This is a genomic window from Streptomyces durhamensis (assembly GCF_000725475.1).
Taxonomy (GTDB): Bacteria; Actinomycetota; Actinomycetes; order Streptomycetales; family Streptomycetaceae; genus Streptomyces; species Streptomyces filipinensis.
On sequence record NZ_JNXR01000003.1, the window covers coordinates 405517 to 429923 of the forward strand.

The following is a 24407-nucleotide window of genomic DNA, read 5'->3' on the forward strand; positions in this document are numbered from 1 at the left end:
TCAACCAGCCTCCGGCCTGTCATCGTCCACGATCTCGGCGTCCACCACGTCATCATCGGACGAACCACCGCTCGTACCACCGCCCGCGGACGCGCCGGCCGTACCCGCCGGCTGCTCGGACCGGGACTGCTGATACAGGGCGGTGCCGATCTTCTGCGCGGCCTGCGAGGTGCGGTCGACGGCCTGCCGGATCGCGGCCGTGTCCGCGTTCTCGTCCTTCAGCTTCTCCTTCAGCTCGGACAGCGCCGTCTCCGTCTCGGACTTGGCGTCCACCGGGATCCGCTCGGCGTTGTCCTTCAGGAGCTTCTCGGTCGAGTAGACGAGCTGCTCGCCCTGGTTACGGGTCTCGGCCTCCTCCCGGCGCCGACGGTCCTCCTCGGCGTGCTTCTCGGCTTCGCGGACCATGCGGTCGATGTCGTCCCTGGGCAGCGCCGAGCCGCCGGTCACCGTCATCTTCTGCTCCTTGCCGGTGCCCAGGTCCTTGGCCGAGACGTGCATGATGCCGTTTGCGTCGATGTCGAAGGTCACCTCGACCTGCGGCACTCCGCGCGGAGCCGGGGCGATGCCGGTCAGCTCGAACATGCCGAGCTTCTTGTTGTACGCGGCGATCTCCCGCTCGCCCTGGAAGACCTGGATCGTCACGGAGGGCTGGTTGTCCTCGGCGGTGGTGAAGATCTCCGAACGGCGGGTCGGGATGGTGGTGTTGCGCTCGATCAGCTTGGTCATGATGCCGCCCTTGGTCTCGATGCCGAGGGACAGCGGGGTGACGTCGAGGAGCAGGACGTCCTTGACCTCGCCCTTGAGGACACCGGCCTGCAGTGAGGCACCGACGGCCACTACCTCGTCCGGGTTCACGCCCTTGTGCGGATCCTTGCCGGTCAGCTCCTTCACCAGCTCGGTCACGGCCGGCATCCGGGTCGAGCCGCCCACCAGGACGACGTGGTCGATGTCGGACACCTTGATCCCGGCGTCCTTGATCGCGTTGTGGAACGGCGCCTTGCACCGCTCCAGCAGGTCGGCGGTGAGCTGCTGGAACTGGGCGCGGGTGAGCTTCTCGTCCAGGTGGAGCGGACCCTCGGCCGAGGCGGTGATGTAGGGCAGGTTGATGGTTGTCTCGGTGGACGACGACAGCTCGACCTTCGCCTTCTCCCCCGCCTCCCTGAGGCGCTGCACGGCCATCTTGTCCTTGGACAGGTCGACGCCATAGTGGTTCTTGAACTGCTTCACCAAGTGGTCGACGATCCGCTGGTCCCAGTCGTCACCGCCCAGGTGCGTGTCGCCGTTGGTGGCCTTCACCTCGATGACGCCCTCGCCCATCTCCAGCAGCGACACGTCGAAGGTGCCGCCGCCCAGGTCGAAGACGAGGACCGTCTGGTCGTTCTCCTTGTCCAGCCCGTACGCCAGCGCGGCGGCCGTCGGCTCGTTGATGATGCGCAGCACGTTCATGCCCGCGATCTCTCCGGCCTCCTTGGTCGCCTGCCGCTGGGCGTCGTCGAAGTACGCGGGCACGGTGATCACCGCGTCGGTGACGTCCTCGCCCAGGTAGGACTCCGCGTCCCTCTTCAGCTTCTGCAGCACGCGCGCGGAGATCTCCTGCGCGGTATAACGCTTGCCGTCGACGTCCCCGCGCTCGGGAAAGCGCCAGGCGTGGTCGCCCATGTGCCGCTTGACCGAGCGCGCGGTGCGCTCGACGTTCGTCACGGCCTGCCGCTTGGCCACCTCGCCGACCAGCACCTCACCGTTCTTGGAGAACGCCACCACCGACGGGGTCGTCCGCGCGCCTTCGGTGTTGGTGATGACGGTGGGCTCGCCGCCCTCCAGCACCGAGACCACCGAGTTCGTCGTTCCCAGGTCGATACCAACCGCACGTGCCATCTGTGCTCTCCTCCTCGTCCTCACCTCGTTCTCGTCTCACCGGGTCTCACCGGCCGGGGATCCACCGGACCGGACCCGCACGCAGTGGCGGCTCGGGACGTACGTCCCCGAGCACCACCGCGTACCGCCACGCGGACCGCGCCGGCACGGTGGGGACAGCTCCTCGATCAGGCGCCGGCAGCGTGTGCTCGAGGCGCTGGTCGTAGGCCGCCCGCAGGATGGGATCGCGCAGCGTCTCGTACGCCGACCGCACCTCACCGAACCGTGCGGCGGTGTCCGCGTCCACTCGAGTGTCGGGGCGCAGTTCCCGCACCCGGGCTCGGAAGGCCGAGATGATCGCCTCGGCCGTCGCCGAGGGCTGCACCCCCAGCACCGCGTACAGGTCCGTTTCCTGCTTCCGTACCCGCACGTCCGGCCACCTCCTCGCTCATCCTGAGCTGCGGTTTCATACCCACTTGCCTACCTTCTTGAAATAAAACTTGAGTCTTGCCTTGTCAAGTTCGGGCGAGGTGTAGGGGAGGTGTCCGCGGTACTCCCGTGACTGCGTGCAACGCAGAGTGGCCCAGTCGGCGAAGGAGTGGAAGCAGAGATCCAAGGGCGCCGGCCGTGGGCGGCCCGCGCAGACACTGAGACCCAGAGAGCGGGTGCGGATCATGGCACCGTTCCTCGCGGCGCACTGGCACAACGGCCGGGCCGTGATAGAGATCAAAGGTGTCCTGGACACGGCCACGGCTCGGGAACTGCGTGACTTCGCGGCGTCCGTCCACGCGCGGCACCGGCACCAGCATCTGATCTTGGACCTGTCCGACCTGATGAACGCGTCGAGGGACTCCATCAGTTCATGGGACTCCTCGCCCGCCACGTCATGGCGGCTGGAGTCCGTGTCGCTCGCCCCGAACGCGGCGACGGGTCCCGACCCCGCTGTCACGAGTGCGGCGGCTGCGGTGGCGAGTGCCCTTCTGCTGCTTCTCTCCGCCCCGCGGCGCGGTCTGCGCCGTGCGGAATACACACGCATGGACTGTCTCCGGCTTCTTCGGCGTAGGTCGCGGCCGCCCCTACGGCCCTCGATCCTGGCCGTCACGGCCGTACAGCCGAGCCGGGCGGATCGCTGGTGGTGATTGCGGACGCGGCGAGCGATTCCGTCTGCCGGCGCTGCGGCAATTTCGCCTGCTCGTCATCTCCAGGCCGTCCTGGAGACCACGGTGCGCCAGCCATGAGCCAGTTCACTGGAGCGCCCCCCTCAACCGGACCTGAAAGAGGGACGCATGCCCAGACGAACGCCAAGGCGCGGGCTCATCACGCTCGTGGCCGTCGGCCTTGCCTGCTCCGTGATGTCGACCACCGCGGCATCGGCGGCCGGCGGCCCACTGACAGTCGCCGTGTTCGGAGACTCGCCGTACGGCAGGTCCGCGTACGCGCCCGCGGGCCAGAGCGCCGACACGTCGCAGTTCCAGAAGACCCCGGCGTTCATCGGCACGATCAACAGTGATCCGACGATCGGCGATGTCATCCACGTGGGCGACATCCACTCAGGCAAGGAGTTCTGCACCGAGGACTACGACGCTTCGATAGCATCCGCGTGGCAGACCTTCACGAAGCCGCTCGTCTACACGCCGGGCGACAACGAGTGGGCCGACTGCCACAAGGCGTCGAGCCTCACCTCACCCGGTCAAGGCGGAGGCTTCTACGACTCGGCCTCCGGTGGGATCAGCTACATCGGCACGAACGGCTTGTCGGCAGACCCGGCGGACTGCGCCGGTTACCACTGCGGCAACCCGCTCGACAACCTCGCCGAAGTCCGGAAGGACTTCTTCGCGCAGCCCGGTCACACCCTCGGCAGCGGAACACTGGACGTGGTGTCCCAGGCCACTGCTCACGACCCGAGTCACCCGGCCGACGCGCAGTACGTCGAGAACGTGAGGTGGGAGCAGAACGACATCGTCTTCGTGACCATCAACGCGCCGGGTGGCTCGAACAACGACGCCGACCCCTGGTACAAGGTGCCGACCGCGACTCAGGCACAGATCGACGAGCGCACCAACCGGACCGCCGCCGACGTCCGCTGGCTCGGTGCCGCCTTCGCCGACGCGCAGGCCGGACACGCCAAGGCTGTGGTGATCTCGGTGCAGGCCGACATGTGGGACCTCGACGGCAAGGCCAAGGGCCACTTGACGAACTACGAGCCGATCATCAACCAGGTGGCAGCGAAGACGACCGCGTTCGGCCGCCCGGTGCTGATGCTCAACGGTGACTCGCATCTGTACCGCTCGGACAACCCGCTGTCGCCGACGGCGCCGTGCTCCGGCGAGACGGACCCGGCCACCGGCGCCAGCGTGTGCGCCCACGACCCGGACAACAGCGCGTGGAACGAGCACCCGTACTACAACGTCCCGAACTTTCACCGGCTCGTCGTGCACGGCAGCACGACTCCGCTGGAATGGTTGAAACTGACCGCCGATCCGAACGCCAACTACCCCGTCACCGGCACCACCTACGGCCCCTTCAGCTGGCAGCGGATGCAGCAACCTCAGCTGTGACCCGCTGAGTCGTCGGCGCGCCGGCGGACCGGTGGGGGCTCACACGGCGCCGACGCGTCCACGGCCCGTCGGCCTCACCTGGATCCATGCCACCCCGGTGTAGCCCTTGGTTTCCACGTGTATCTCCGCCCGCTCGAAGCCGTTCCCCGACAGTCCTTCGTAACCGGTGGCCACGAGATCCTTGTAGAGCGTGTCGGAGAAGGCGACCGCCAGATGGGAGGAGGGATTGTCGGCGAGCCTGCGGCGGACGGGGCCGGAGTCGAGGACGCGGAAGAGGGCCACCACCGTCGACCCCGCGTAGCCGCTGTCCGCCTCGTGCACGATGCCCTGGTGCAGGCTGGCCCGCATACGCACCTCGCGGGGGGCGGCGGGGCCCCGGTCCGACTCCGTGCCAGGAGGCCGGTGGGCGGCGGCTGCGGCATTGGCGGTTGCCAGACCTGCGGCGAGTCCGTCCAGCAGCTTGGGGACGACCCTGACCTCGTCGATGCCGGGCTCCAGCACGAGCAGGTAGCCGTCTCCCTGGGCCTGGCGGCCGCAGCGCTGCCAGTCGATGCCTGCCTCTGCGCAGGCGGCCCGCAGGGTCCGCAGCAGGACACGCTGCAGCCGGACCATGTCGGCGTTGTCGCGGGCGCTGTACTTCTCGATGTCGACGGCGAGGCAGAGCCGCCGCAGGCCCGGGGGCAGTTCCTCGCCGTCGGAGGAAGCGCCGTCGACATCGCTGTGGACCTCTCTGCCGCTCTCGCCGTCGCCGCCCGGCATGGCGCCGTCGTCGTATCCTGCGAGCGCCCATGACCCGGGGAGTGCCCCCTGGGGCGCGAGCGGTGCGGCGGCCGGCCAGGCGTCGGCGAGCCTCAGGCGGAACCGTGTGTCCTGCGGACTCGCCGCCTCCCTGCGCACGAAGGCCCCGCCCAGCACCGATTGCACAGTCACCGTGGTCAGGCTCAGCCGGCCGGACACCTCTTCCGCGGTCGCCGATACCCGGACGACGGCCTGGACCCAGCGGCCGTCCGGGCGCAGGGCGCCACCCCGGCCCGGGGCACGGAAGGTCCAGCGGAGCCGGTCCCGGCCGAGCCCGAACGCGACGATCTCCGTTCCGTCCGCAGCGATCGTGCCGGGCGCCGGCTGCAGGGCCAGGGCGTGTGTCCCGTCGTCGAACCGTACACCGAGGGTGACCTGCTGATATCCGCGGCCGCCCGGCAGTTCCTCCAGGTCGAAGGGGAAGCACAGAAGCATGTCGCGGTGCACTGCGCCCCCGCCCCCGCCCCCACCGACGGCCCCGGGCAGTACGTAGCCGAGGGGCCGCCCCAGGGAGGCACTGGCGACGCGGTCGTGCACAGGGTGCCCTCCCCCCTTGGCCACCACGCTGTCGAGGGCGATCAGGTCCGTGGTGGCCAGTACGTCGTCGTGGTCGCCGTGCCCGGTGTCCCGGTGTCCCGCGTCCGGGTGCGCCACGTCCCGTTTCCCTGCCTCACGGTGCCCTGTGTCCTGGTGCCCCGAGTCGTGCCGGTCTCCTCGATCGTGCTGCCTCTCCGCGTCGTGCTCGTGGTCCCCCATGTCCCTTTCCCCTTCGATGTCCTGTGCCAGGGCCGGCCGTTCCGTTCTGTCGCACGTCCCGGCAGCGGGGCCACTCAGTCGTCCACTCAGTCGTCCGGTTCCGTCAACCGTGCCGCCCGGCGCAGTCCGGCCGGGGAGACGACGGTGATGCGGCTGTAGCCGACCTGGATGATCTCCTGCTCGGCCAGCGCGCCCAGCACGTGGTGGACCCGTCGTTCCTTCGCTCCGACCAGTCCGGCGATCTCCGCCTGGGTGAGCCGCGGCCCGATCAGGAAAGACCGGCCGTGCGACGGCTGCCCGTAGTCCTCGACCAGATCGACGAGCACCCTGGCGACCCGCGTCGCCACCGGGCAGCCGCTGAAGTCGCCGCGGCGCCGCACCGACCACCGGTTCTTGCGGACGAGCATTCGGCTGACCGCCAGCGCGGCCACAGGACGACGGTCGAGGCAGTCGAGGAAGTCCCGCTGCCCGATACGCCGGGCCGTCACCCGGCCGGCGGCCGTGACCGTGGCCGAGCGCGGTCTGTTGTCGAAGGCCGCGAACTCTCCGACGAGGTCCCCGCCGATCCGTACGGCCAGCAGCGCTGTGTCCCCGTCCCCCGTGAGAGCGGTCACCTTGGTGACACCGCTCAGCAGCAACAGGACGAACGTCTCGTGCAGCCCTTCGGTCAGCAGCGTCTCGCCGGCCTCGTACGACCGCAGGGTCCCCAGGGAGAGCAGGGTTTTGGCGGCCTCCGACGAGCCGGCCAGCTCCGCCAGAAAAGTGCCGTGCGGCCAGCGCTCGGCGGAGTCCGTGCTTTGCGTGTACCTGCCCGGCATCACAGCACCTCTCCGGCTTCTCGGGCTTCTCCGGCACTTGTGACGTACGGCATCGTAGTCGCCGCGCAAGGGCGAACAGTCGCTTTTCCAACGGAAGTTGACGCCGTCCCGCAGGATTCCGCACTACTGCGGGGACGTGGTCTTCGTGCGTGCTGCACGGTGGCTGCACGGGGGACAGCGCGGGGACCCGGCGGCCGTCGGCGGCCACCGGGCCCCCGCCACCCGTTCCTCCCAGGGTCTCGTCCGTGCAGGAGTTCACGCCCGCGCCACCGGAGAGAGCCGGAGATCGGCGTTGCCCAGCAGGCTGAACCCCGCCCAGTCCTCCGGCCGGCGGTGACGTCGCCTGGTCTCGCACACGGCCAGGCGCAGGGCCTCTCCCGTGGTCGACCCGGTGACGAGGTGCCGGTGGAACGCGGTCATGAGATCGGCCGTCGCCCTGTCGTCAACGGGCCACAGGGAGACCACCACGGATTCCACCCCGGTGGCCAGGAAGGTACGGGCCAGACCGAGGTTGCCCTCCGGTGAAGGCTTGCCCCAGCCGGTCTCACAGGCACTGAGCACGACGAGCGGGCAGCCTGTGAGGTCGAGCGGCTCGATGTGGTCGGCCCGCAGGTACGAGCTGTCCGCGCCGGCCCCGTACTTCTCGCGGGCCGGATCGGGCGTACCGCTCGGGGCGAGGCAGAGCGCGCCCGGGATCCGAAGGACTTCCTCACCGGCGAAGGCGTGTGCCGCGAAGTGCGCGAACCGGGCCTGCGGCAGCCGGGCGAGAACGGTCTCGCGGGTGGCTTCCGGGCCGAGGAGTGCGCGGGCTCCGTAGAGGGCGGCGACGTCCCGGGCCTCCCGTTCGGCCGCGGGCAGGGCCCGCAGGACGGGCGCGGGCAGCCCGGGCAGGAGAGGTTGCGTCGGCGGGTCGGGGTTTCCCACCACCAGGGCCCTGGACGCCGGGACTTCGACGGGCCGGCCGCGCGCGGTGGCCCGAGGGCCTTGCCGGGCGGAGGGCGCCACCGCCACGGTGAACCGGTCCACCAGCGGGGTGGTGTCCTTCAGGGGCAGCGCGTTGAACGGCAGGTGGTGCAGGAATCCGTCGGGTACGACCACCAGCCGCCGCGTCCCCGCTGCCGTCAGGTCGTCCTCGACCGGCCGCAGGAACACATCCGCGAGCAGGCGCAGTTGCGCGTCAGTGATCCCGCGGGAGTCCCGCTCGGCGAGCGGGCTGCTGTCGCGGGTGCTTGCGTCCGGAACCGCGGTGCCCTGGGACAGGGCCCGCAGAAGCCGCTTCTCGGGAGGCTCGGGGGCGGTGGCCCCGTCCGTACCGCCGGAGTGGGCCGCGACGGCGCTCGGCATCGCGCTGCGCACGGTGGCAAGGCCGGCCTCGTGATGCCTTCGTGTTCCATCGGGTGATATCACCCAGATGTAGGCGGTGGTGGTGCCGCTGCGAACGCCGGGGCGGGCGGGCCCGGGCAGGCTGTACACGAGCGTGACCGTGTGGGTGCGGGCGGCCTGCTCGGACAGGTGTCGCGCGGTCACGGGCGCCGTCGGTGGACCAGGGCACATGACGGGGCCGGGGGAGCGTCCCGCGAGGAGCCGCTGTTCCAGCAGCAGGCCGCGGACCCGTAGCGCCGCCTCCAGCGCGCCGTCGGTGTCGCCGCGGGCGACCCGGCAGCGCTGGAGGGCCCGGTACACCTGGGCCTGTTCACCGAGCAGCTCGATGTGCTCGAGCTCGTTGCGGGTGGTGGCGCGTACCTGTTCCCAGAGCGTGACCGCCTCCAGCAGGCGGAGGTCGGCCTCGGCGTGCTCTCCGCGCACCTGCAGCATCGTCCCCAGGGCCAGCAGGGCGGAAGCGGCCATGTGCGGCCCCTGACCGGCGTTCCGCGCGGCGTCCACGGCTCGCTCCGCCCAGGCGAGCGCCTCTTCCATGGCGTCGACCCGTGCATGGGCGCCGGCGATGTTGGCGGCGGAGGAGACGATGAGGAGGGCGTCGCCGCGCTCGACCGCCTCCGCGTGGTTGTGGCGCAGCAGATCGATCGCCTCGGCCGTCTTCTGCGGCTCGTCGCAGGAGAGCAGGCATGTCGCGAGCCGTTCACGGGACTGCGCCAGTACCGCGACGTCCTGCCGGCCGACCGGGCCGGACAGCAGTGTGAGGGCCTCGCGGGCGTGCGCGACCGCTTCCTCACCCCGCAGTTCGCGCCGCAGCACGACGGCCCGGAAGCCGAGGGCGGAGGCCAGCACCGTGGTGCGCTCTCGTCGGGTCGACGCCCGCGCCAGCCGTTCGGCCTCGGCCGCGCAGTCGCGGGCGGTGGCGTTGTCGCCCACCGTCGCGGCGGCGACGCCCAGGCTCACCAGTTCCTGGGCCACCTCCAGCCCGGTTCCGGCGGCCCGTGCGGTCTCGACGGCGTGGGCGAAGGCCGTCAGGGCGCCGCCGACCTGTCCGCGCAGGATCAGCGCCTGGCCGAGCCGGTGGAAGGCCTCGGCGGCGAAGTCGGCGTCCTCCCCGGCGGCCATGCCGTAGACCCGGCGGGCGACCTCCTCCCCGCCGGCGAGGTCACCGGTGCGATAGAGGGATTCGGCCAGGGCCAGCAGGGCTCTGATCCGCGTCCTGCGTACCAGAGGGGTACGGAGCACCGTGCCGTTCAGGAGGGCGAGGCTGCGCCTGCTGCAGTCCGCCTGTTCCGAGTAGCGGCCGAGCCGGCCGGCCATGCCGGCGGCATCCTGCCAGCAGGCGGCGGCGAGCACCCGCTGGGGGTAGGCGCGGGCGGCTTCGCGGTACAGGCCGTACGCTCCGGCCCACCGCTGCTGCTTGGCGCTGCGGTCCGCCTGGATCCGGCGCAGTGTCGGGGGCAGGTGAATCATGGACGCCTGCCTTCCGGCTCCGGCAGCGCGTCCGCGTGCACGGTGTATACGCGGTAGTGGAACTCCTGACCCACCTCCAGCATCTGGTCGCGGGTGCCCTCCCAGACTTCCTGCAGCAGCGCGCTCAGGGTGGGATCGGCGGTGTGCAGGGACCGCTCGCGCGACGCCAGAGCGCTGAGGTCCATCGCGCGGTCTCCGACGAGGACGTGGATGGTCTCCGGCCGTGGACCCTGCCTGGGTACGTCGTGCGGCCAGTAGATCGTGACGGGCGGGGTGGTGCGCGTGCCGCGGTGCTCGGCGCCATGGGGTTCCAGACGACAGCCGCTGGGCTGGTCGTTGGTCACCAGAGTGGTGCGGCCGCTCAGTCCGACACCGATCACCCAGAAGTACAGCGGGGCGCCGGAACGGTTGGTGACCGTGACCCGGTAGTGGTCGCCGTGGTGGAGCCGCTCGCCGACCGCGTGCAGTTCGCGCCAGTGCCCGCTCGTGGCGGGCTGCCGGACCTCGATCAGGACGTCCAGGCCCGCCTCCAGACGGCTCGGTCCCTGCGGATCGCCAAGACGGCGTACGCGTTCACCCCGGGCGAGCTCCTCCAGCAGAGCGATCAGCCCGGAGGGCCCGGCGTGGGCCGTTTCGGACAGGTCCCGGAAGGGCAGCCCCTCCGCGTTCAGGATCTCGCAGGTTCCGTCGTGTACGCGGACGGTGGCGAAGGCCTCCTGAGCGTCGTCGGTCTCCGCCAGCCGTGGGCAGCGGGCCAGTTCCTCTCGCAGCGCGTCGGCGAAGAGGGCTTCGGCGTCGATGAGGACATGGCGGCGGTCGTGGACGCGTACGGCAAGCGCATGGGCGCCGGGGGGCAGCATGGCGGTGCGCAGGTCTCCGGCAGCAGGGCTCGAAAGGGCGGACGGCGCCGGGCGCAGGAGAGCGTCGCCGGCCTTCATCTCGTCCACGGTCGCGGGTATGGAGGTCCCGGCGCCGCCGTGCCGCGTGCCACTGCCGGGGAACACCATGCTGACCCGGTCCGCGACGCCGAGACCGAAGACGGCGCCGCCCGGTACGGCGAACCGGCCGTCGCATCGCACCAGCGGGAGCCGTTCGGGCTCGGCGGGCTCGTCGAGGGAGAACGGCAGCCGCCCGGACGGCCCACCCGCGTCGGGCCACTGGCGTACCTGCTGCTGTTTGATGCGGTCGCGGACACGGGCGATCAGCACCGACCAGGGCACACGGAGGTGGGCGCGCGGGCGCAGGAACTCGGCCAGGGCCGCGGTGAAGACGCCCTGCCGTCCCTTGCCGTACACGAGTTCGGCCTCGTACGCCGAACCGTGCTCCTGACATGCTGTCAACCGGACGACACCGGGGACGAGCGGGTCCCCGGGCCGAGCGAGTCGAGCCGCGCGGATGAGTCCCGCGTCCCGGTGGACGGTGGGCAGCTCGACCGACTTCAGGGCCCACCGCCCGGACTCGTACGCCGCCTCCCGCACGGCTCCGCCGGAATGGCAGGAGTCCAGGATCACGGTGAGATTCGGCGTCTGCTCCCTCAGCGCCCGGACGGCTGCTGTGAGTTCCTCGGCCAGATATCCGCGGAAGTCGGTGGGGGTGCTGTCACCCATGTCGACGGGGACGAGGTACTGCAGCTCACCCAGGAGTGCCCCGTGCCCCGAGTAGTACACCACCACGCCGTCACCCGGCCGGGTGTCCGCCCGGAGCCGGTTCATCTCCTCGGTGATGCCCCCGTACGTGGCGTCGCCGTTCACGCACCTCCGCAGGTCGGTGAAGCCGCGGGCCCCGAGCACGTCCGCCATCACCCGCACGTCCGTGTCCACACCGGTCAGGCCGTAGGTCTGGGCGCCGATCAGCAGCGCTCGCAACGTCATCTCAAACCCCCACGTGGATGAAGGGCGCCCAGTGATACGGATGCCGGTCGTCTGCTTCCGTGCCCAGCGTGCCGCTGTCCCTGGCCGCATCCGAGGAGCGGGCCCAGGAGGGCTGTCCGGGGTGGGCCCCGGCCCGGAGGACCAGCGCGTCGAACTCCTCGTCGCGTTCGGCGCGGGACAGGTCGCGCACCGCGCGCTGGGCGCGCGCCAGCGCCGAGCCGACGGAGACAGCGGGGTCCTCCAGGAGGCACCGGTAGGTCCTGGTCATGACCAGGCAGCCCGTACGGTCGTGGACCGGCCACAGTGAGACGACCGCATGCCGGGCTCCCGTGATCAGGGCGGCGCGGGTCAGTCCCAGGACGTCGCCGCCCGCGGTGGCGGTGCCCCGGCCGGTGTCGCAGGCGGAGAGCACGAGCAGTTGCGGCTCGTGGGCGGCACGCAGGAGGTCGGCGATGCCGAGGACATCGTCACCGGCAAGGGACAGCCGACTGCGGTGGGGGGCGAGTTCATCGACGAGACCATGGGTGGCGAGGTGGAGCACCTGGCAGTCGGAAGCGGCCTCCAGCACCCGGTTGCGGGTCGCCTCCGTCGCGGTCAGGAGCCGGTGGCGGGGCAGCAGCCGCGCGAGTTCCGCGGTCTCGGCGACGGTGCCCGGCAGTGTCCGCAGCCCGTGCCGGGGGTCGGTGGCGGGACCGCCGACCAGCAGCGCGTGCAGCGTCGGCCACGGCCTGTCCGGCGTGCGGCGCAGGCGGGTGACCAGAGAGGCCGACGGAAGGTAGGACACCTCGTGGCCGGCGCCGAGGACGTCCCCGTCCCAGGGAAGGGCGTGGAAGGGCAGCAGCGAGAGCATGGAGGGGGGAACCACCAGCACGCGCCTGTGGTCGCGCAGGAGTGCGGCGAAGGGGCGCAGCAGCAGTTCGGCCAGTTCCCGTCCGTCGGCTTCGCCGTCACCCCCGCCACCCGCCGACGAGCACCAGCTGTGAAATCGGCGCACGGCCGCCACGGTGGACTGCGCCCACCGGGTCTGACGGTCGCTCACCAGCGTCCGCCGGGTCATCGCCCAACCGACCAGGGTGTCGTCGAAGGAGTGGTAAGTGAGGAGGACGGTGTCGCCGGGCAGGGCCTCGGCCACGGACGCGGCGTCCGGCAGCGCGCCCGTGCCCGATGCGGTGAGCGCGGCCGGGACGAGCCGGCGCACCTGCGCCTCGGCGGCGTCCAGGACACGCTCGGCCTCCTGGATGCGCACGCGTCGGTCTTCCCGGGGTGCCCGGTCCGTGCGGGCCCGGCTCCTGGCTGTGCCGACCGCTGCCGCGGTCGCGTCGGATGCGTGAGGTGCGCGCGCGCCGGGGACTGCCGGGACGTGCTCCGCGGGACGCCCCAGCGCGGGGAGACCGTCGAGGTCCGGTGCCGGCCGGGACCCGAGCGGGAACGCCCGGCCGCCCAGGGCGGCCGCGTGGTCCTCGAACTCCGCCGACCAGTGGACCTCCGCGGCCAGCCATTCCCTGACGGCGGTGCGGGCGGCCCGGTCCGTGCCGGCGGTGTCGAGGGCCTGGAGCGCGTGCAGGAATCCGGCCCGGCCGCGCTCCGCCTGGGCGAAGGCGGCGGCCGCCGCGTCGGGGCCACCGGGGCGGAGGGACGAGAGCACTGCGACGTGGTACAGGCCGGCGACCACCGGGTCGTCGGCGAAGGAAGCGCGCAGTGCGTCGCGGGCCAGCCTGACCTGGTGCGCCTCATACGCGTCGAGCCCCTGTCGGGCGTGGCCGGCGGCCTGGTCGTACAGTCCCCGGGCCAGGGCGAGGTCCGCCCGGATCGCCGCCCGTTCCCAGGAGTGATCGGGGTCCGCGGCGCCGGGGGTGGGGCCGGCGTCGATGAACGGCACGTGAGCAGCGGCGCGTTCGGGGCGGTGCAGTCGCAGCCAGAGAGCGGCTGCCTGGACGGCGGTCAGGCGTGGTTCGACCGCCGTCATCTCAGTCCTGGCCCGGTGCCATTCACGCAGGTCGGCGTGGGCCGCGCAGCGCAGTACAAGCCGGAACGCCTCGTCCGGGATCCGCTCGGCCGCGTCCAGGGCCCGCCGTGCGAGGAGGTCGGCCTCCCCCTCCCGGCCGGCCGCACGGGAGCGCCGAGAGCGGAACAGCGCCTCCTGTGCGGCGCAGGATGCGAGGTCGGAGGCGAGCATGTCGAGGACCTCGCTCACGGGCTCGACGTCGGCCAGGAAGTCGGCGCCTATACGCAGCGCGAGCTCGATGCGGGCGCGGGAGGCCGCCATCACATCGGGATCCCGAAGCGCGGACGCCTGATCGTGGAAGCTCTTGGCGGCCTGGATGAGGCCCAGGCAGTCCGCGAGGCCGGGCGGCTCGCCCTGTTCGCCGCCGCGCAGAACGCGCTGCAGGTGGTCCTGCTGCTCCAGGTCGGTCAGTACGATGCCTGCCAGGCGGTGCCTGGCCCGCACGTAGGCGCCCGGGGCGGGGACACTCGCGATGCCCGCCGGCCGCGCGTTCGACGCGTCGTCCCGCCCGGGTCCCGGGCAGAGTCGCTCAGCGAGAAGGTCGGCCCTCCTGGCACGGACGACGTCCCCCTGCCCGCCCCAGAACTCGGAGCGCTTCAGGACGAGTTGTCGCAGACCTCGCAGCCACGACGTGCTGCCTGCCGTCGTGGCCCAGGCGACGGCGGCCTCGGCGGCCTCGGTCTCCGCCTCGGCCGCCCGGTCGGCTCGCCCCCGGCACGTGGTGCCTGCCTGGATCAGGTCGAGCGCCTGATGGACCAGGAGCAGGGCGGCACATGCGCCGTCACCGGCCACCACCGCCAGTGCCCTCGCCCGCTCGACGGTTTCCCTGCACGCGTCCAGGCTGCCGCGGAGGCGCTCGACATGGGCGAGGCGCAGAAGCGCTGCGGCACGGCCACGCCGCGAGAGCACGGCCTGGTAGGCCGCGTCGGCTCGCTGATAGTGCTCCTGTGCCCGCCTCAACGCCCGTGGGTCCGGCGCGGCGGCCGGGAGAGCGCACTGCTCGGCGGTTCCCGGTGTGCCCAGCTCCCAGTCACCGGCGAGCAGCGCGTCCAGTCCGGCGGTTGCCTGGCTCCGGGAGGCGAACCGCCGCCCGTGCCGCAGCAGTGGCTGGGCCGCCTGCGGGTCGCCGGCGCGGACACGGAGGTCGGCAGCGAGCAGCAGATGGCAGGCCGCGGCCTCCTCGTGGTGGGAGGCGGCGATCTCTTCGTACAGACTGTCGAACCAGGCGAGCGGCTCGCTGAGCCCGGCCGAGAGATCCCGATGGTCCCGGTCGGCACGCGCCCCGTACGCGGCGGCTCGCTCCTGGGCCGCCAACGCGCACATGGCGTGCCCCAGGGTCGTACGGGAGGAGAGGAGCACGGGGGTGACGCGTCCCGCGAGGTGCGCGCAGAGCCTCAGGCCCGGGTCGGTGACCGACGCGACGGCGGCCTCGATTCCCGCTCCGGCGGCGAACTGCGCCTGCTGGGCGACGGGCGGAAGGTGCGTCGGCGACCCGCCCGGATGCCAGGTGCCGTCCATGGCGATCGCCGCGGTCCGCAGTGCCCGCGAGAGCGGGGACAGACAGGAGGACCCGGGGCCGGAGGCGTCCGGTGGCTGCTCGTCGAGAAGCGCCAGTGCGGCTTTGGGCTCTCCCGCGGCCAGTGCGGCCGCCGGGGCCAGCCAGGGCCCCAGCCGTGCGGCGGCCGTCGCCCCCGACGGTACGCCGGGCGCGGCGGCGCTGGGGTCGGTCCCCCGTTGCTCGACGAGCAGGAGTCCCGTCAATCGTGCGAGATTCTCCCCGTCCGTTCCGGTCCCCTCGGCGTCGTTCTCCGTAGGTGTGGTCATGGCTCTCCCTCCCCTGGGTGCCGGCTCCGGGGGCGCCAGGTTGACGACCGTAGCCGCCATGGGGCGGACAGGAATATGTCCGCCGGTTCAACTGGCCGCCCCTGACACATATTGATCGGCCGAACGGTCAAAAAGTGACACTTTGAAAAACAATTCAGAATCTCGGTGACTGCCTTTCTGGCATCAGTTCTCACGCCTGTCACCTGCGAACTCTTCCCCTGCACGGAGCCCCCGTCCTCGGGCGGCGACGCACAACACTGGATACCGCACGCCCCCGAAACAAATTCCGCAATACGACTGGTTGTGTGCCGCTGTCCAGTGGCATATTTCAGACCGGTTCCAGGCAGGGCCGGGGGGAGCAGCATGGGGTGGCTGGAGACATGGGGGAGGTCACGGGCGCGCCGACGCAGGCACGGCGCCCTGGCCTACGAGGGGCGCGCCACACCCGGACCCACGTATCACGAACCCGAGCGCCTCGCCGCCGAGCTGCGTCTTCTGGCCGGCCATCCGCGCTGCGGGGCGCACGCGGGGGCCCTTGCCCGGCTCGCGGACGCGGTGCAGTCGGGCAGCGAGGACGAACTGGGCCCGTGGGCGGGCGGCGGACTGGTCACCGCGTACTGCGGACCCGACGCCCTCCCCGTTCCGCCCTCGGCCGAGGCAGCCCGAGGGCGACGGCTGCTGTCCGCACTGCCTTCCGTGCTCGTCTTCGCCCCACTGCTGGTCACGTGGGTGGGGCTCGGAGCCGCGGCCTACGCATACCAGCGGATGCGGGACTCGGGAGCCACCGGGCGGGACAGGACAGGGCCATCCGGCTCGTTCCTGACCCTGTGGCAGCAGGGCTTCGACGGCCACCTCTGGCCGGTCCTGCGCTTCGACATGATGGTCGTCTACACCGTCGTGGCTCTGCTGGCGCTGATGGGTACGACCGTTCTGGGCCGCCTCAGGGAAGCGGCGGAGGAGACCGAGCGGCAGCGGCTCGTCTCCCGCCTCTCCGCGGCACTCGTCCAGGTCGAGGCGCTGGCCGCCTGCACTGCCCAGGCTTCCCCCGCGCGTTTCGCCGAGGAGCTCCAGGGTGCGGCCTCGGGCCTGCGGGACCTGCTGTCCGAGGCGACTCGTGTCCAGGAGCTCGCACGACACCTGCTGAAGGGGGCCGGTACGGCCGCGGAGCAGCATCTGGCGGCCGTCCAGGCCCTGGAGTCGGCCGTAGCCGAACTGCGGGCCGGCACCACGGACGTCCGGACGTCCGTCGGCTCGGCCGCTCGGGCAGCCGACGAGGTCGCGGCGGGCACCCGTCGGCTGGCCGAGGAACTGGACAGGTCGGGCACCGCGATGGCGGAGGGCGTGGACAAGGCGGGCCGGCTCATCGCGGAGCGGATAGGTTCCGCCGGCGAGTTGGCCGCCGTACGGATCGGTTCCGCCGGGGAGCTGACCGCCGAACGGATCGACCGCGCCGCGCTCGAGGCACAGGAGCGGGACCAGGCGGCCGGCGATCGCGCCGCGGAGTGGATGCGTCAAGCCGTACGGGAAGTGACAGCAGCTCTCGCCGCCGTGCGGGCCTCCACCGTCGACTCCACCCAGGTCCTCGCCGCCACGCTGGACGGTCTCCACGGCACGTTGACGGGCCTCCCGTCGGCCCTCGAAAGGGCGGCGACCGAGGGCGCCGAACGCATCGGCGACGCCTACGACCTGGCGGTGGCGGCCCTGGCCGTCTCCCTGCGCGACGAGGTCCGCACGGTCACGGCCGAACTGGCCGCCCGCATCACGGAGATGCGGGAAGCGGCCCTCGCCCACCGGGAGGACCAGAGCGAGGCGCGCGACCGGCTGCTGAGGACCGCCGAGCAGGTGCACGACGCCCTGCGGGCCCTCGTGGACGCGCTGCCCAGGACCCCTTCCACCGGGCCGGCAGCGCAGGCGCCCTCCGCACCGCAAGAACCGCTTGGCCCCTCCCGACCGCAGGCGCCGCCTGAGGCTTCCGTACAGCAGCCGTCGCCCGCGCCCTCCAGCCCACAGGCGCGACCCGTGCCTTCCGCGCAGGCGTCCGCACCGCCGACGGTCTCCCTGAGCCGTCCGGTGCCCGCCGACGATCCGCGGATCTCCGAGCCGGCCGCGGAGGCCGACCGATGAGGCCGCCGAGGATGACGGGGGCGCAGACGGCAGGGTGGCTCTTCGCCGATCTCCTGCTGGTCATGGTGGTCGTCACCCTGGGCGGTGAGACGATGGACCGGTTCGACCCGCCCCCTCCCTGCGCCGCGGCAGGCCCCAGCTGCACACCGTCGCCTTCCCGGCCGACGCTCCCCGGTCCCTCCACCTCCGCACCGACCAGTCCGCCGCCGAGCGGCGGACTGGACCCCCACACCCGGTCGATCACGGTGCGCACGGATCCCGAGGCGCTCATCGGCGGCTCTGCCCGCGCCGCCGCGAGCATCCGCCGGCAAGTGGCCCGCCGCATACGGCAGTTCCGGGACAAGCGGGCGGCCTTCGTGATGGTCTTCGGCAACGCCGGCCGGTTCCCGGACGGCGCGGTCGACACCGGGACCAGTACGGCCTTCGCCGAAGCCGTGGCCCGGCTCCTGCCGTCCGCTGCACCGGAGTTCTTTCCGCAGTACCACAAAGAGATCATTCGCGGCTATCACAACACCGACCCCGGCATCCCGTCCGGCACCGCGGAGATCGAGTTGTTCTTCCTCCTGCACTGACCCGCCGTCAGGCCGACCGACCGATACGCCGGCTCGCATCCGACCGCCGGACCGGCAAACCGACTCATCGTCAGACCGCCCGCTCACCGCACTCACCGCGGAGTCGCCGTGTCCCACACATCCGCCTCAGCCGCCCCAAGTCCAGCGGCTTCGCCCACCGCTCTGGCCGATCTGCGGCGGTACGCCAAAGACGCCCAGGCCATGCTCCAGGATCAGGAGATACCCGACGTCCCGGAGTGCCACGCCGCCCGGGCGCGCGTCGCGGAGACCGCCCAGGAACTGCTGGACCGGGTCGATTCACCGGTCACCATCGGTGTCGTCGGGGAGTACAGCGTCGGCAAGTCCCTGCTCCTGGGCACGCTCCTCGGCTGTCCCGATCTGCTGCCGGTCGAGGAGCGCCCCACCACCGGCAACATCACCGTGCTGTCTCTGGCCGCGGGCGAGTCCGGCAGCCCCACGCGGGCAGCGGACACCACCGAGATCCGCTACCTGAGCGAAGCCCAGCTGAGCCGCTGCGTCGGGGACATCCTCTCGACTCTCGTCGCCAAACTCGACCGCAGACACCCCGAGCTGGGCGCCGGCGCCGCGCTCGCGGGATACGACCCGGTGACCGATCCGCGTGGCTGGGCGCCGTTCGACAGCTGGTACCCGTGTCTGTGGCCGACGCCCGCCGACGCGTCCCCGGCCCCGGTGTCGCCCGAGCTCATCGACGACGCCCATCGGGACACCGTGGTGGAGCTGTGCCGCATTCGGGACGCCCTGCTCAGCCAGCGTGGCCGGTACAGCGTGCTGGGTCACCGGGCCCTCGTCGCCCGGAAGATCGTGAACGAGGCGCTGAAACTGCCCCCCGCCAAGGTCACTCCCAAGACGCCGCCCAAGTTCACCCTGCAGCCCTTCAACAGCGAGAACATCGAGAGCGACAAGGACGCGCTCAGCCGCAGCTTCCCGCTGATCGAGCGCGTGGTGCAGAAGGTCACCGTCTCGCCGGACCACTGGGCCCTCGGCGGCCTGCTGGCCGAACACCCCGTCCAACTGCTCGACTTCCCCGGCATCGGCGCCGCCGGCTCGTACGGCAGGGACAAGTCCCTGAGCCGGCGCGCCCTGGTCGACGTGCACACGATCCTGCTGGTCGTGCTGTCCTCCCGCCCCGAGTCCAAGGGCGCCTCGGAGTTCTGGGACATGCTGCTGGAGGACGGCCGCAGTGCCGATGCCCTGGGGCAGGCGGCGCTGGTCGCCGCCAACGTCTTCGACCGGACGCATCTTCCGTCTCTCGCGGCCCTCCCCGGCACCGCCCTGGCCGTGCCCGACCTGCTGCGGCACGCCGACGAACTCAACGGGATCCACGTCTACGGCAGCAAGTTCGTCCGGGGACGCCAGGACGGCATCGTGGTGACCTCGGCGGTACCCGCGATCCGTGCCTACGAACTGTCGTACACCCGCCTCTCCGACGAAACCCGCGAGCGGGTACGCGCCGCCATGGGCAAGCTGCCCCCGCCCGGAGAACGCCCGTGGGAACCGATCGCGGCCCGTCTGGAGAGCACCGACCCCGGCAACCCGTGGACGCCGCGCCTGCGGGCGTACGACAAGGACGGCGGGATCGACCACCTGCGCCACGCGATCGAGGACCACGTACGCAGGAACGGCGTGGGCCAGAAGCTGGAGCGCGCCGAACGTTCACGGAGGAAGCTGGACGCCGCGCTGCTCACGCTGCGACGCCAGGTGTACCGCGCCGCGGCGGGCGGGAACGCCGCATACCGCGAGATCGCGGAGACCTTCGCCGAGCTGCGCTTTCTGCTGGACAAACGGGTACGCCCGGCGCTGCACGCGCTGCGGCGCCCCGACCGGCTCGACGGGGGCGGCTTCGAGGTGCCGACGCACGGCGACGGCGAGGGCGCCACGGCGCCGGCGGCGCCCCCAGGTCTCGCGGAGACGGCGGCTGCCGTGCACCGGGCCGTGTTCCGGTGGAAAGAGTGGCACCATCTGCTGGAACGGGCCGACCGGGACCCGCAGCACCTGGTCACCAAGAGCGGGCCGCCCACGTCCGAGACCGGCATGCGTCTCGACTATCCGGGCTTCGGCGACGCGACAGGTGCCGACGGGGCCGTGGGGGACGAGGATCCGGCGGAGGACTCCTCCGATGCCTTCATCGAGCATTTCGGGCACACCGTCGAAGAGTGGGGGAGCAACGGCCGACAGGCGCTGCGGGAGTGGTGCCAGGACTGGGCCGCGCACTGGCAGCAGGAGTTCGCACCGCTGCGCGAGTGGTTCGCGGACCCGGGGACGAGCCGGCTGCTGATCGAGCTCTACTCACGGCGCCGTGGAACGGCGAAGGCCCGACGCCAGCTGGGCGACCTGTGGACCTGTCTCAACCCCGGGAAGGCCATCGAACAGATCACACCCGCGCTGGACCACCGGGAGTGGGACAACGAGGAGCTGGAGGGTCACTTCCCGGCCCGGCCGCACCACGCCCTGGCCTGGCACCACCTGATGCGGGACCTGGAGGAGCACATCGAGGAGCGGGAACGGCACCCACTGCGGATCATCGAGCTGCGCCAGCACACGGCTGTCGCCGCGGCCCGGGCCGTCACCGACCTGCTGGACGAACTCCTCGGCGTGGTCACGGACAAGCTCGTTCCGCTGTACGACCTGGCGTCGGCGGCGCTGCTCGACGAGAGCGACATCGTGCCGCCCCGGCAGGAGCCGCCGGACGACAGCCACGGCAGCCCGTCCCACGGGCCGTCCGGTGACTCGCCGGACGACCACGAGGACGGCGCCCGGTCCGGCCACGACGAGCAGCCGATCGACCGTCTCATCAGTACCTGGAGCGTCGACTGACCATGAGCACACTGGAGATCACCTTCCGCGTCCCCGACCCGGCCGGGGCCTCGGCCGGCGCGCCGCCCCGCGGCGGTGTCGTCGCGCTCGGCCGCCGGCACTTCCGGGTCTACGCCGACCAGTCCGGCTTCCCGCTGCCGGAGGTGCTGGTGGAGCGCGAACCCGGCAGTCCCGGCTATGTCACCGTCCATCTGCCACCGCGCGTCGAGGTCCGTGCCGAGCCCGGCGTGCTCATCCCGGCGCAACTGGCCCACGCCCTGGAATCCATCTGGGTGCCCCAGGACTACACGGCCGCGAGTGTCGACGGGCCCCGCATCCTCTCCCTGGACTCCCGGTTGCCGGTGAGTCTGGTGTACGGCGACCAGCGCACGGCCGACGTCTTCGGCTCCGGCCACCCCACGGAGGTGCGTGTCGACGTCCACTGGTCTCTCGAGTACACGGGGTCGATCGGTGCCGACACCGCATCGAGCACCGTCGCCCTGGAGTTCGCCCCGCTCGGTGAGCAGCCGCCTCCTGCGGCCCAGGGTTGGTTCTCGGCGGGATCCGGCCTCGCGTCCGAGGATGAGGACGAGTTCCTGAGGCTGCGTCCCCCGCAGCCCACCGGGGAGAACCTCCAGCAGTTCGTCGCGGTCGACCTCGGTTCCACCGCGTCGACCGCGACGCTGTGGGATCTCGGCGCCATCACCCAACGGCTGGTGGACCCCGACCAGACGGCGGCCCTGGCCCGTTTGCTGGGCGAACTCCTGAGCCCGCCCGTGGACGCCCCTGCCGAGTGGCGCAAGGCCGTGGAGTCGATCACGGCCGGAGAGCTGGCGCTGAGCCGCAGGGGCGGGCTGCGGATCACGGGGCGGCAGGCTCTGTCCCGGCTGGACGACGCCGACGTCGTCGACGCGCTGATGGTGAAGGTGGAGCAGATCCTGCACCAGGACGGACGGCCGGCATTGCGGGACTGGCTGGTGCCCCGCCTGTTCGAGGGCTACGCCCGCGTCATGAACACCCCGGCGCTCGATCGGCACAAACTGCGGCCTGTGGACTACCCCGACGTCAACGGCGAGCGCACCAGAGCACCGGCGAGCGCACTGATCGAGCAGGCGCCGGTGGGCGACGGCGGACTCCCGCCGGGGCTGACACCAGGTTCGGACGGCCCCGCTGCCGTCGACGCCACGCGGCCCGGGGACCGGCGCTTCGCCCTGCCCGGTGAGTCCCAGGACGAGAACCGCCCGGAGGTCACCATGATCACCGGCATCAAGCGATCCGTGCTCCAGCAGCAGCCGCCGGCCGTCAACGGCTCCGACATGAGCGCCGTCCATCTCGTCCAGCACCTGTATCTGCGTCTGGTGGAACGGGCCGAGGAGCTCGTGCACCGCCGGCCGGGCCGCGAACGCTCCACCGTACGCACCGCCGTGATCACCTACCCCACGACCATCCTCCCGGAGATCAAACAGCGGCTGCAGAAGCTCGTGCGCTGCGGCCTCGGCATTCCGCAGGTGGTCATGGACTACGACGAGGGGCTGGCCGCCTGTCTGTTCTTCGTCATGCGGGAGCTCTCCGACAACCAGAACCTCGGTCTGGAGGCTCTGCGTTCGCAGTCGCGTCATGTCAGTGACGCCCCGCCGACCTGGCACCGCATTCTGCTGGCCATCGACATCGGCGGCTGCACGACCGACATCGCCCTGCTGCGGCTCGCCCTGGTGGACACCACGCCGCCCCTGACGCAGGAACAGGAGTTCGTCTCCGGCCGCGACTACCGGCTCGAACCGCAACTCCTCGGCTCCACCGGGCACGGGCAGCTGGGCGGGGACCTGCTGACGCTCCAGGTCTTCTACTGGCTCAAGGCATGTCTGGTGGACCAGCTGAGGTCCGGGCCGGGATCCTCCGCTGCGGGCTCGGGGGTGTTCGGCGACCGCGAGGAGCGCCCGCTTTCCACCAGGGTCGCCGAGCAGGCCTCCGAGATGCTCAGGACGATCGTCGCCCCGGACGTGAGGCAGGCCCTCGACCACTTCCTGCCGACCTGCTGGGACGGCATCCAGGACGAGGACGAGCGCACCCGCCGACGGGCCCGGTTCGATCTGCTGTGGCGGCTGGCCGAGTCGAAGAAGCGCCGTCTCGGTGGGGGCGAGGACGACAGCGCGTCACCGGACGCCACCATCGAGGAGGAGCACGTCCTGGGCATCCTCAACTCCGGCTCCCACCGGCTCGGCACCGCCAAGGAGGTCGCTCTCGACCCGGCCGAATTCCGTGTACTTCTCGAACCGGTGCTCCGGCGGGCCGCGGAGATGGGCGCGGATCTCGTCCGCACGGTCTTCACCCGGATCCACGAGGACAACGCCAAGCGGATCGCCAAAGGCTTGAAACCGCATCCCGAACCCGTCCTGGACCAGGTGGTGCTGTCCGGGCGCAGCAGCGCCCTGGAGCAGGTGGGGCAGACCGTGGTCAGTGTTCTCACCCAGGCCGACGCCGGTTCCCAGGTGCGACTCGGCTGGAATCCCACCGCGCTGTCCGTCGAGAAGGGTTCCGTCGCCAAACAGGCGACGTCGATCGGCGCCGCCTGGGCGCATTCCACGCAGGCGCTCGCGGGCCAGCTGGCGATGAGGAACCGGTTGTCCGCCACCGACCCGGTGATCCGCCTGAGCGAGCTGGACATCCGGACGCAGGGCCTCTTCTCCAGTCTGCCCGGCGATTTCGGTACCGTCGCGGCGGGCGAGGCCAGGGTTCTCACCGTGCTGCGCGCAGGGACGCCTTTCGCCGAGCTCGACGCGGTGGGCCGCCGTGGTGTCCGTACCGGCTGGAAGCCGCTGACGGAGGTGGTGATGCTGCACCGAGCCACGTCCTCGAAGGACCACATCCAGTGGGGCAGCTTCAACCTGGTGCTGTCCGCCGGTGCGGAGTCGCTGCCCGAGCCACTGGGAGAGGTGTGGCGCAGGAAGGACGGCACCGGTGTCAACTACCAGCTGGAGATGGACCAGGAGCTGTTCCCGTACATCCTGCTGTGCCGGGGTGTGCCCCATCTGCTGGTGAAGGGGCAGCCCCTGGAGCTGGACGGCGCCCGGCAGGGCCTGTCCTTCGACGCCGGGCTGCACACGTTCTCGCTGCCGGGCAGCATCTGCGTGTCGTTGGGCGAACCGCACACGGGCAAGCCGGAGCTGGTGGAGGTGTTCCCGGCGCCCCGGTCCGAGACGACCTATCTGCCGGAGTTCTTCCACGACTCCACCGACTCGGAACAGCAGTCGGTGCCCGGCCGGGCGGCGGTCCTCGACGCACCACCCGTGCACGGGGGGTACCACTTCTATCTGGTACGCGAGGGGACGGGCGAACCGGAGGTCCTCGGCCGGCTCCCCGCCCCGGGTCTGGCCGACCACTGGGCCACCCTGGACGCCCACGGACGGCTGCGGGTCCACCGCGGCGCCGTTCCGTATCTGCCCGCCGAGACCCTGCGGGAGGTGGAGCAGCGCCCCGGCCGGGTACTGCGCCGGCCCATGAGCAGCGGCCTGACGGAGTTCAACGAGTACTGGGACCCCTCGACCGGGAGGCATTGATGGAGG

At 71.7% G+C, this 24407-nt stretch carries 13 protein-coding genes; 6 read left to right on the forward strand and 7 right to left on the reverse strand.

Features of this window, described 5'->3' with window-relative positions; translation table 11 throughout:
- Both dnaK and IO33_RS0105570 read right to left on the reverse strand, forming a co-directional pair.
- Entirely contained in the window at positions 1 to 1875 is a 1875-nt protein-coding gene (gene dnaK, locus IO33_RS0105565; protein ID WP_031160857.1) for a molecular chaperone DnaK, read from the reverse strand.
- Positions 1876 to 1921: 46 nt separating this feature from the next.
- On the reverse strand, positions 1922 to 2284 hold the full coding sequence (locus IO33_RS0105570) for a J domain-containing protein (protein ID WP_031160860.1): 363 nt from the start codon (positions 2282 to 2284) through the stop codon (positions 1922 to 1924).
- Positions 2285 to 2528: 244 nt separating this feature from the next.
- On the opposite strand from IO33_RS0105570, the gene IO33_RS0105575 reads away from it, so the two are divergent.
- Both IO33_RS0105575 and IO33_RS0105580 read left to right on the forward strand, forming a co-directional pair.
- Positions 2529 to 2993, forward strand: coding sequence for an STAS domain-containing protein (locus IO33_RS0105575; protein WP_157857800.1), 465 nt, complete (start codon positions 2529 to 2531; stop codon positions 2991 to 2993).
- Positions 2994 to 3140: 147 nt separating this feature from the next.
- Positions 3141 to 4412: a hypothetical protein gene (locus IO33_RS0105580; protein ID WP_031160865.1), complete on the forward strand. Its 1272-nt coding sequence runs from the start codon at positions 3141 to 3143 to the stop codon at positions 4410 to 4412.
- A 39-nt stretch (positions 4413 to 4451) separates the two neighbouring features.
- Here the strand turns inward: IO33_RS0105580 and IO33_RS0105585 are convergent, their stop codons facing one another.
- The 5 genes from IO33_RS0105585 to IO33_RS0105605 form a co-directional block, all read right to left on the reverse strand.
- Positions 4452 to 5864 carry a hypothetical protein gene (locus tag IO33_RS0105585; protein WP_031160867.1) on the reverse strand — a complete coding sequence of 471 codons (1413 nt, stop codon included), beginning with the start codon at positions 5862 to 5864 and terminating at the stop codon, positions 4452 to 4454.
- Positions 5865 to 6052: 188 nt separating this feature from the next.
- Positions 6053 to 6784, reverse strand: coding sequence for a Crp/Fnr family transcriptional regulator (locus IO33_RS0105590; RefSeq protein ID WP_031160869.1), 732 nt, complete (start codon positions 6782 to 6784; stop codon positions 6053 to 6055).
- Positions 6785 to 7039: 255 nt separating this feature from the next.
- Positions 7040 to 9634, reverse strand: coding sequence for a CHAT domain-containing tetratricopeptide repeat protein (locus IO33_RS0105595; protein WP_031160872.1), 2595 nt, complete (start codon positions 9632 to 9634; stop codon positions 7040 to 7042).
- Positions 9631 to 11505 (reverse strand): caspase family protein, encoded by a 1875-nt coding sequence (locus tag IO33_RS0105600; RefSeq protein ID WP_031160874.1) that lies wholly within the window; start codon positions 11503 to 11505, stop codon positions 9631 to 9633. The genes IO33_RS0105595 and IO33_RS0105600 overlap by 4 nt, the downstream gene beginning before the upstream one ends.
- A 1-nt stretch (position 11506) precedes the next feature.
- Positions 11507 to 15334, reverse strand: a complete 3828-nt coding sequence (locus IO33_RS0105605) for a CHAT domain-containing protein (RefSeq protein ID WP_031160876.1) — start codon at positions 15332 to 15334, stop codon at positions 11507 to 11509.
- Positions 15335 to 15697: 363 nt separating this feature from the next.
- Between IO33_RS0105605 and IO33_RS0105610 the strand changes: the two genes are divergently transcribed.
- The 4 genes from IO33_RS0105610 to IO33_RS0105625 all read left to right on the forward strand — a co-directional run bounded on the left by IO33_RS0105610 (position 15698) and on the right by IO33_RS0105625 (position 24401).
- Positions 15698 to 17458, forward strand: coding sequence for a hypothetical protein (locus tag IO33_RS0105610; RefSeq protein ID WP_031160877.1), 1761 nt, complete (start codon positions 15698 to 15700; stop codon positions 17456 to 17458).
- Between the two features lie 11 nt (positions 17459 to 17469).
- Positions 17470 to 18030: a hypothetical protein gene (locus IO33_RS0105615; protein ID WP_031160878.1), complete on the forward strand. Its 561-nt coding sequence runs from the start codon at positions 17470 to 17472 to the stop codon at positions 18028 to 18030.
- A 201-nt stretch (positions 18031 to 18231) separates the two neighbouring features.
- Positions 18232 to 20865, forward strand: a complete 2634-nt coding sequence (locus tag IO33_RS0105620; RefSeq protein ID WP_031160881.1) for a P-loop NTPase family protein — start codon at positions 18232 to 18234, stop codon at positions 20863 to 20865.
- 2 nt (positions 20866 to 20867) lie between these two features.
- Complete coding sequence (locus IO33_RS0105625) at positions 20868 to 24401, forward strand: hypothetical protein (RefSeq protein WP_031160884.1); 3534 nt, start codon at positions 20868 to 20870, stop codon at positions 24399 to 24401.
- The last annotated feature ends 6 nt before the right edge of the window (positions 24402 to 24407 follow it).

Coding starts and splice junctions, on each gene's coding strand:
- IO33_RS0105610 (WP_031160877.1), top strand. CDS start 15,698: ATGGGGTGGCTGGAGACATGGGGGAGGTCACGGGCGCGCCGACGCAGG.
- IO33_RS0105600 (WP_031160874.1), bottom strand. CDS start 11,505: ATGACGTTGCGAGCGCTGCTGATCGGCGCCCAGACCTACGGCCTGACC.
- IO33_RS0105620 (WP_031160881.1), top strand. CDS start 18,232: ATGCTCCAGGATCAGGAGATACCCGACGTCCCGGAGTGCCACGCCGCC.
- IO33_RS0105575 (WP_157857800.1), top strand. CDS start 2,529: ATGGCACCGTTCCTCGCGGCGCACTGGCACAACGGCCGGGCCGTGATA.
- IO33_RS0105605 (WP_031160876.1), bottom strand. CDS start 15,334: ATGACCACACCTACGGAGAACGACGCCGAGGGGACCGGAACGGACGGG.
- IO33_RS0105595 (WP_031160872.1), bottom strand. CDS start 9,634: ATGATTCACCTGCCCCCGACACTGCGCCGGATCCAGGCGGACCGCAGC.
- dnaK (WP_031160857.1), bottom strand. CDS start 1,875: ATGGCACGTGCGGTTGGTATCGACCTGGGAACGACGAACTCGGTGGTC.
- IO33_RS0105580 (WP_031160865.1), top strand. CDS start 3,141: ATGCCCAGACGAACGCCAAGGCGCGGGCTCATCACGCTCGTGGCCGTC.
- IO33_RS0105625 (WP_031160884.1), top strand. CDS start 20,868: ATGAGCACACTGGAGATCACCTTCCGCGTCCCCGACCCGGCCGGGGCC.
- IO33_RS0105590 (WP_031160869.1), bottom strand. CDS start 6,784: ATGCCGGGCAGGTACACGCAAAGCACGGACTCCGCCGAGCGCTGGCCG.
- IO33_RS0105615 (WP_031160878.1), top strand. CDS start 17,470: ATGACGGGGGCGCAGACGGCAGGGTGGCTCTTCGCCGATCTCCTGCTG.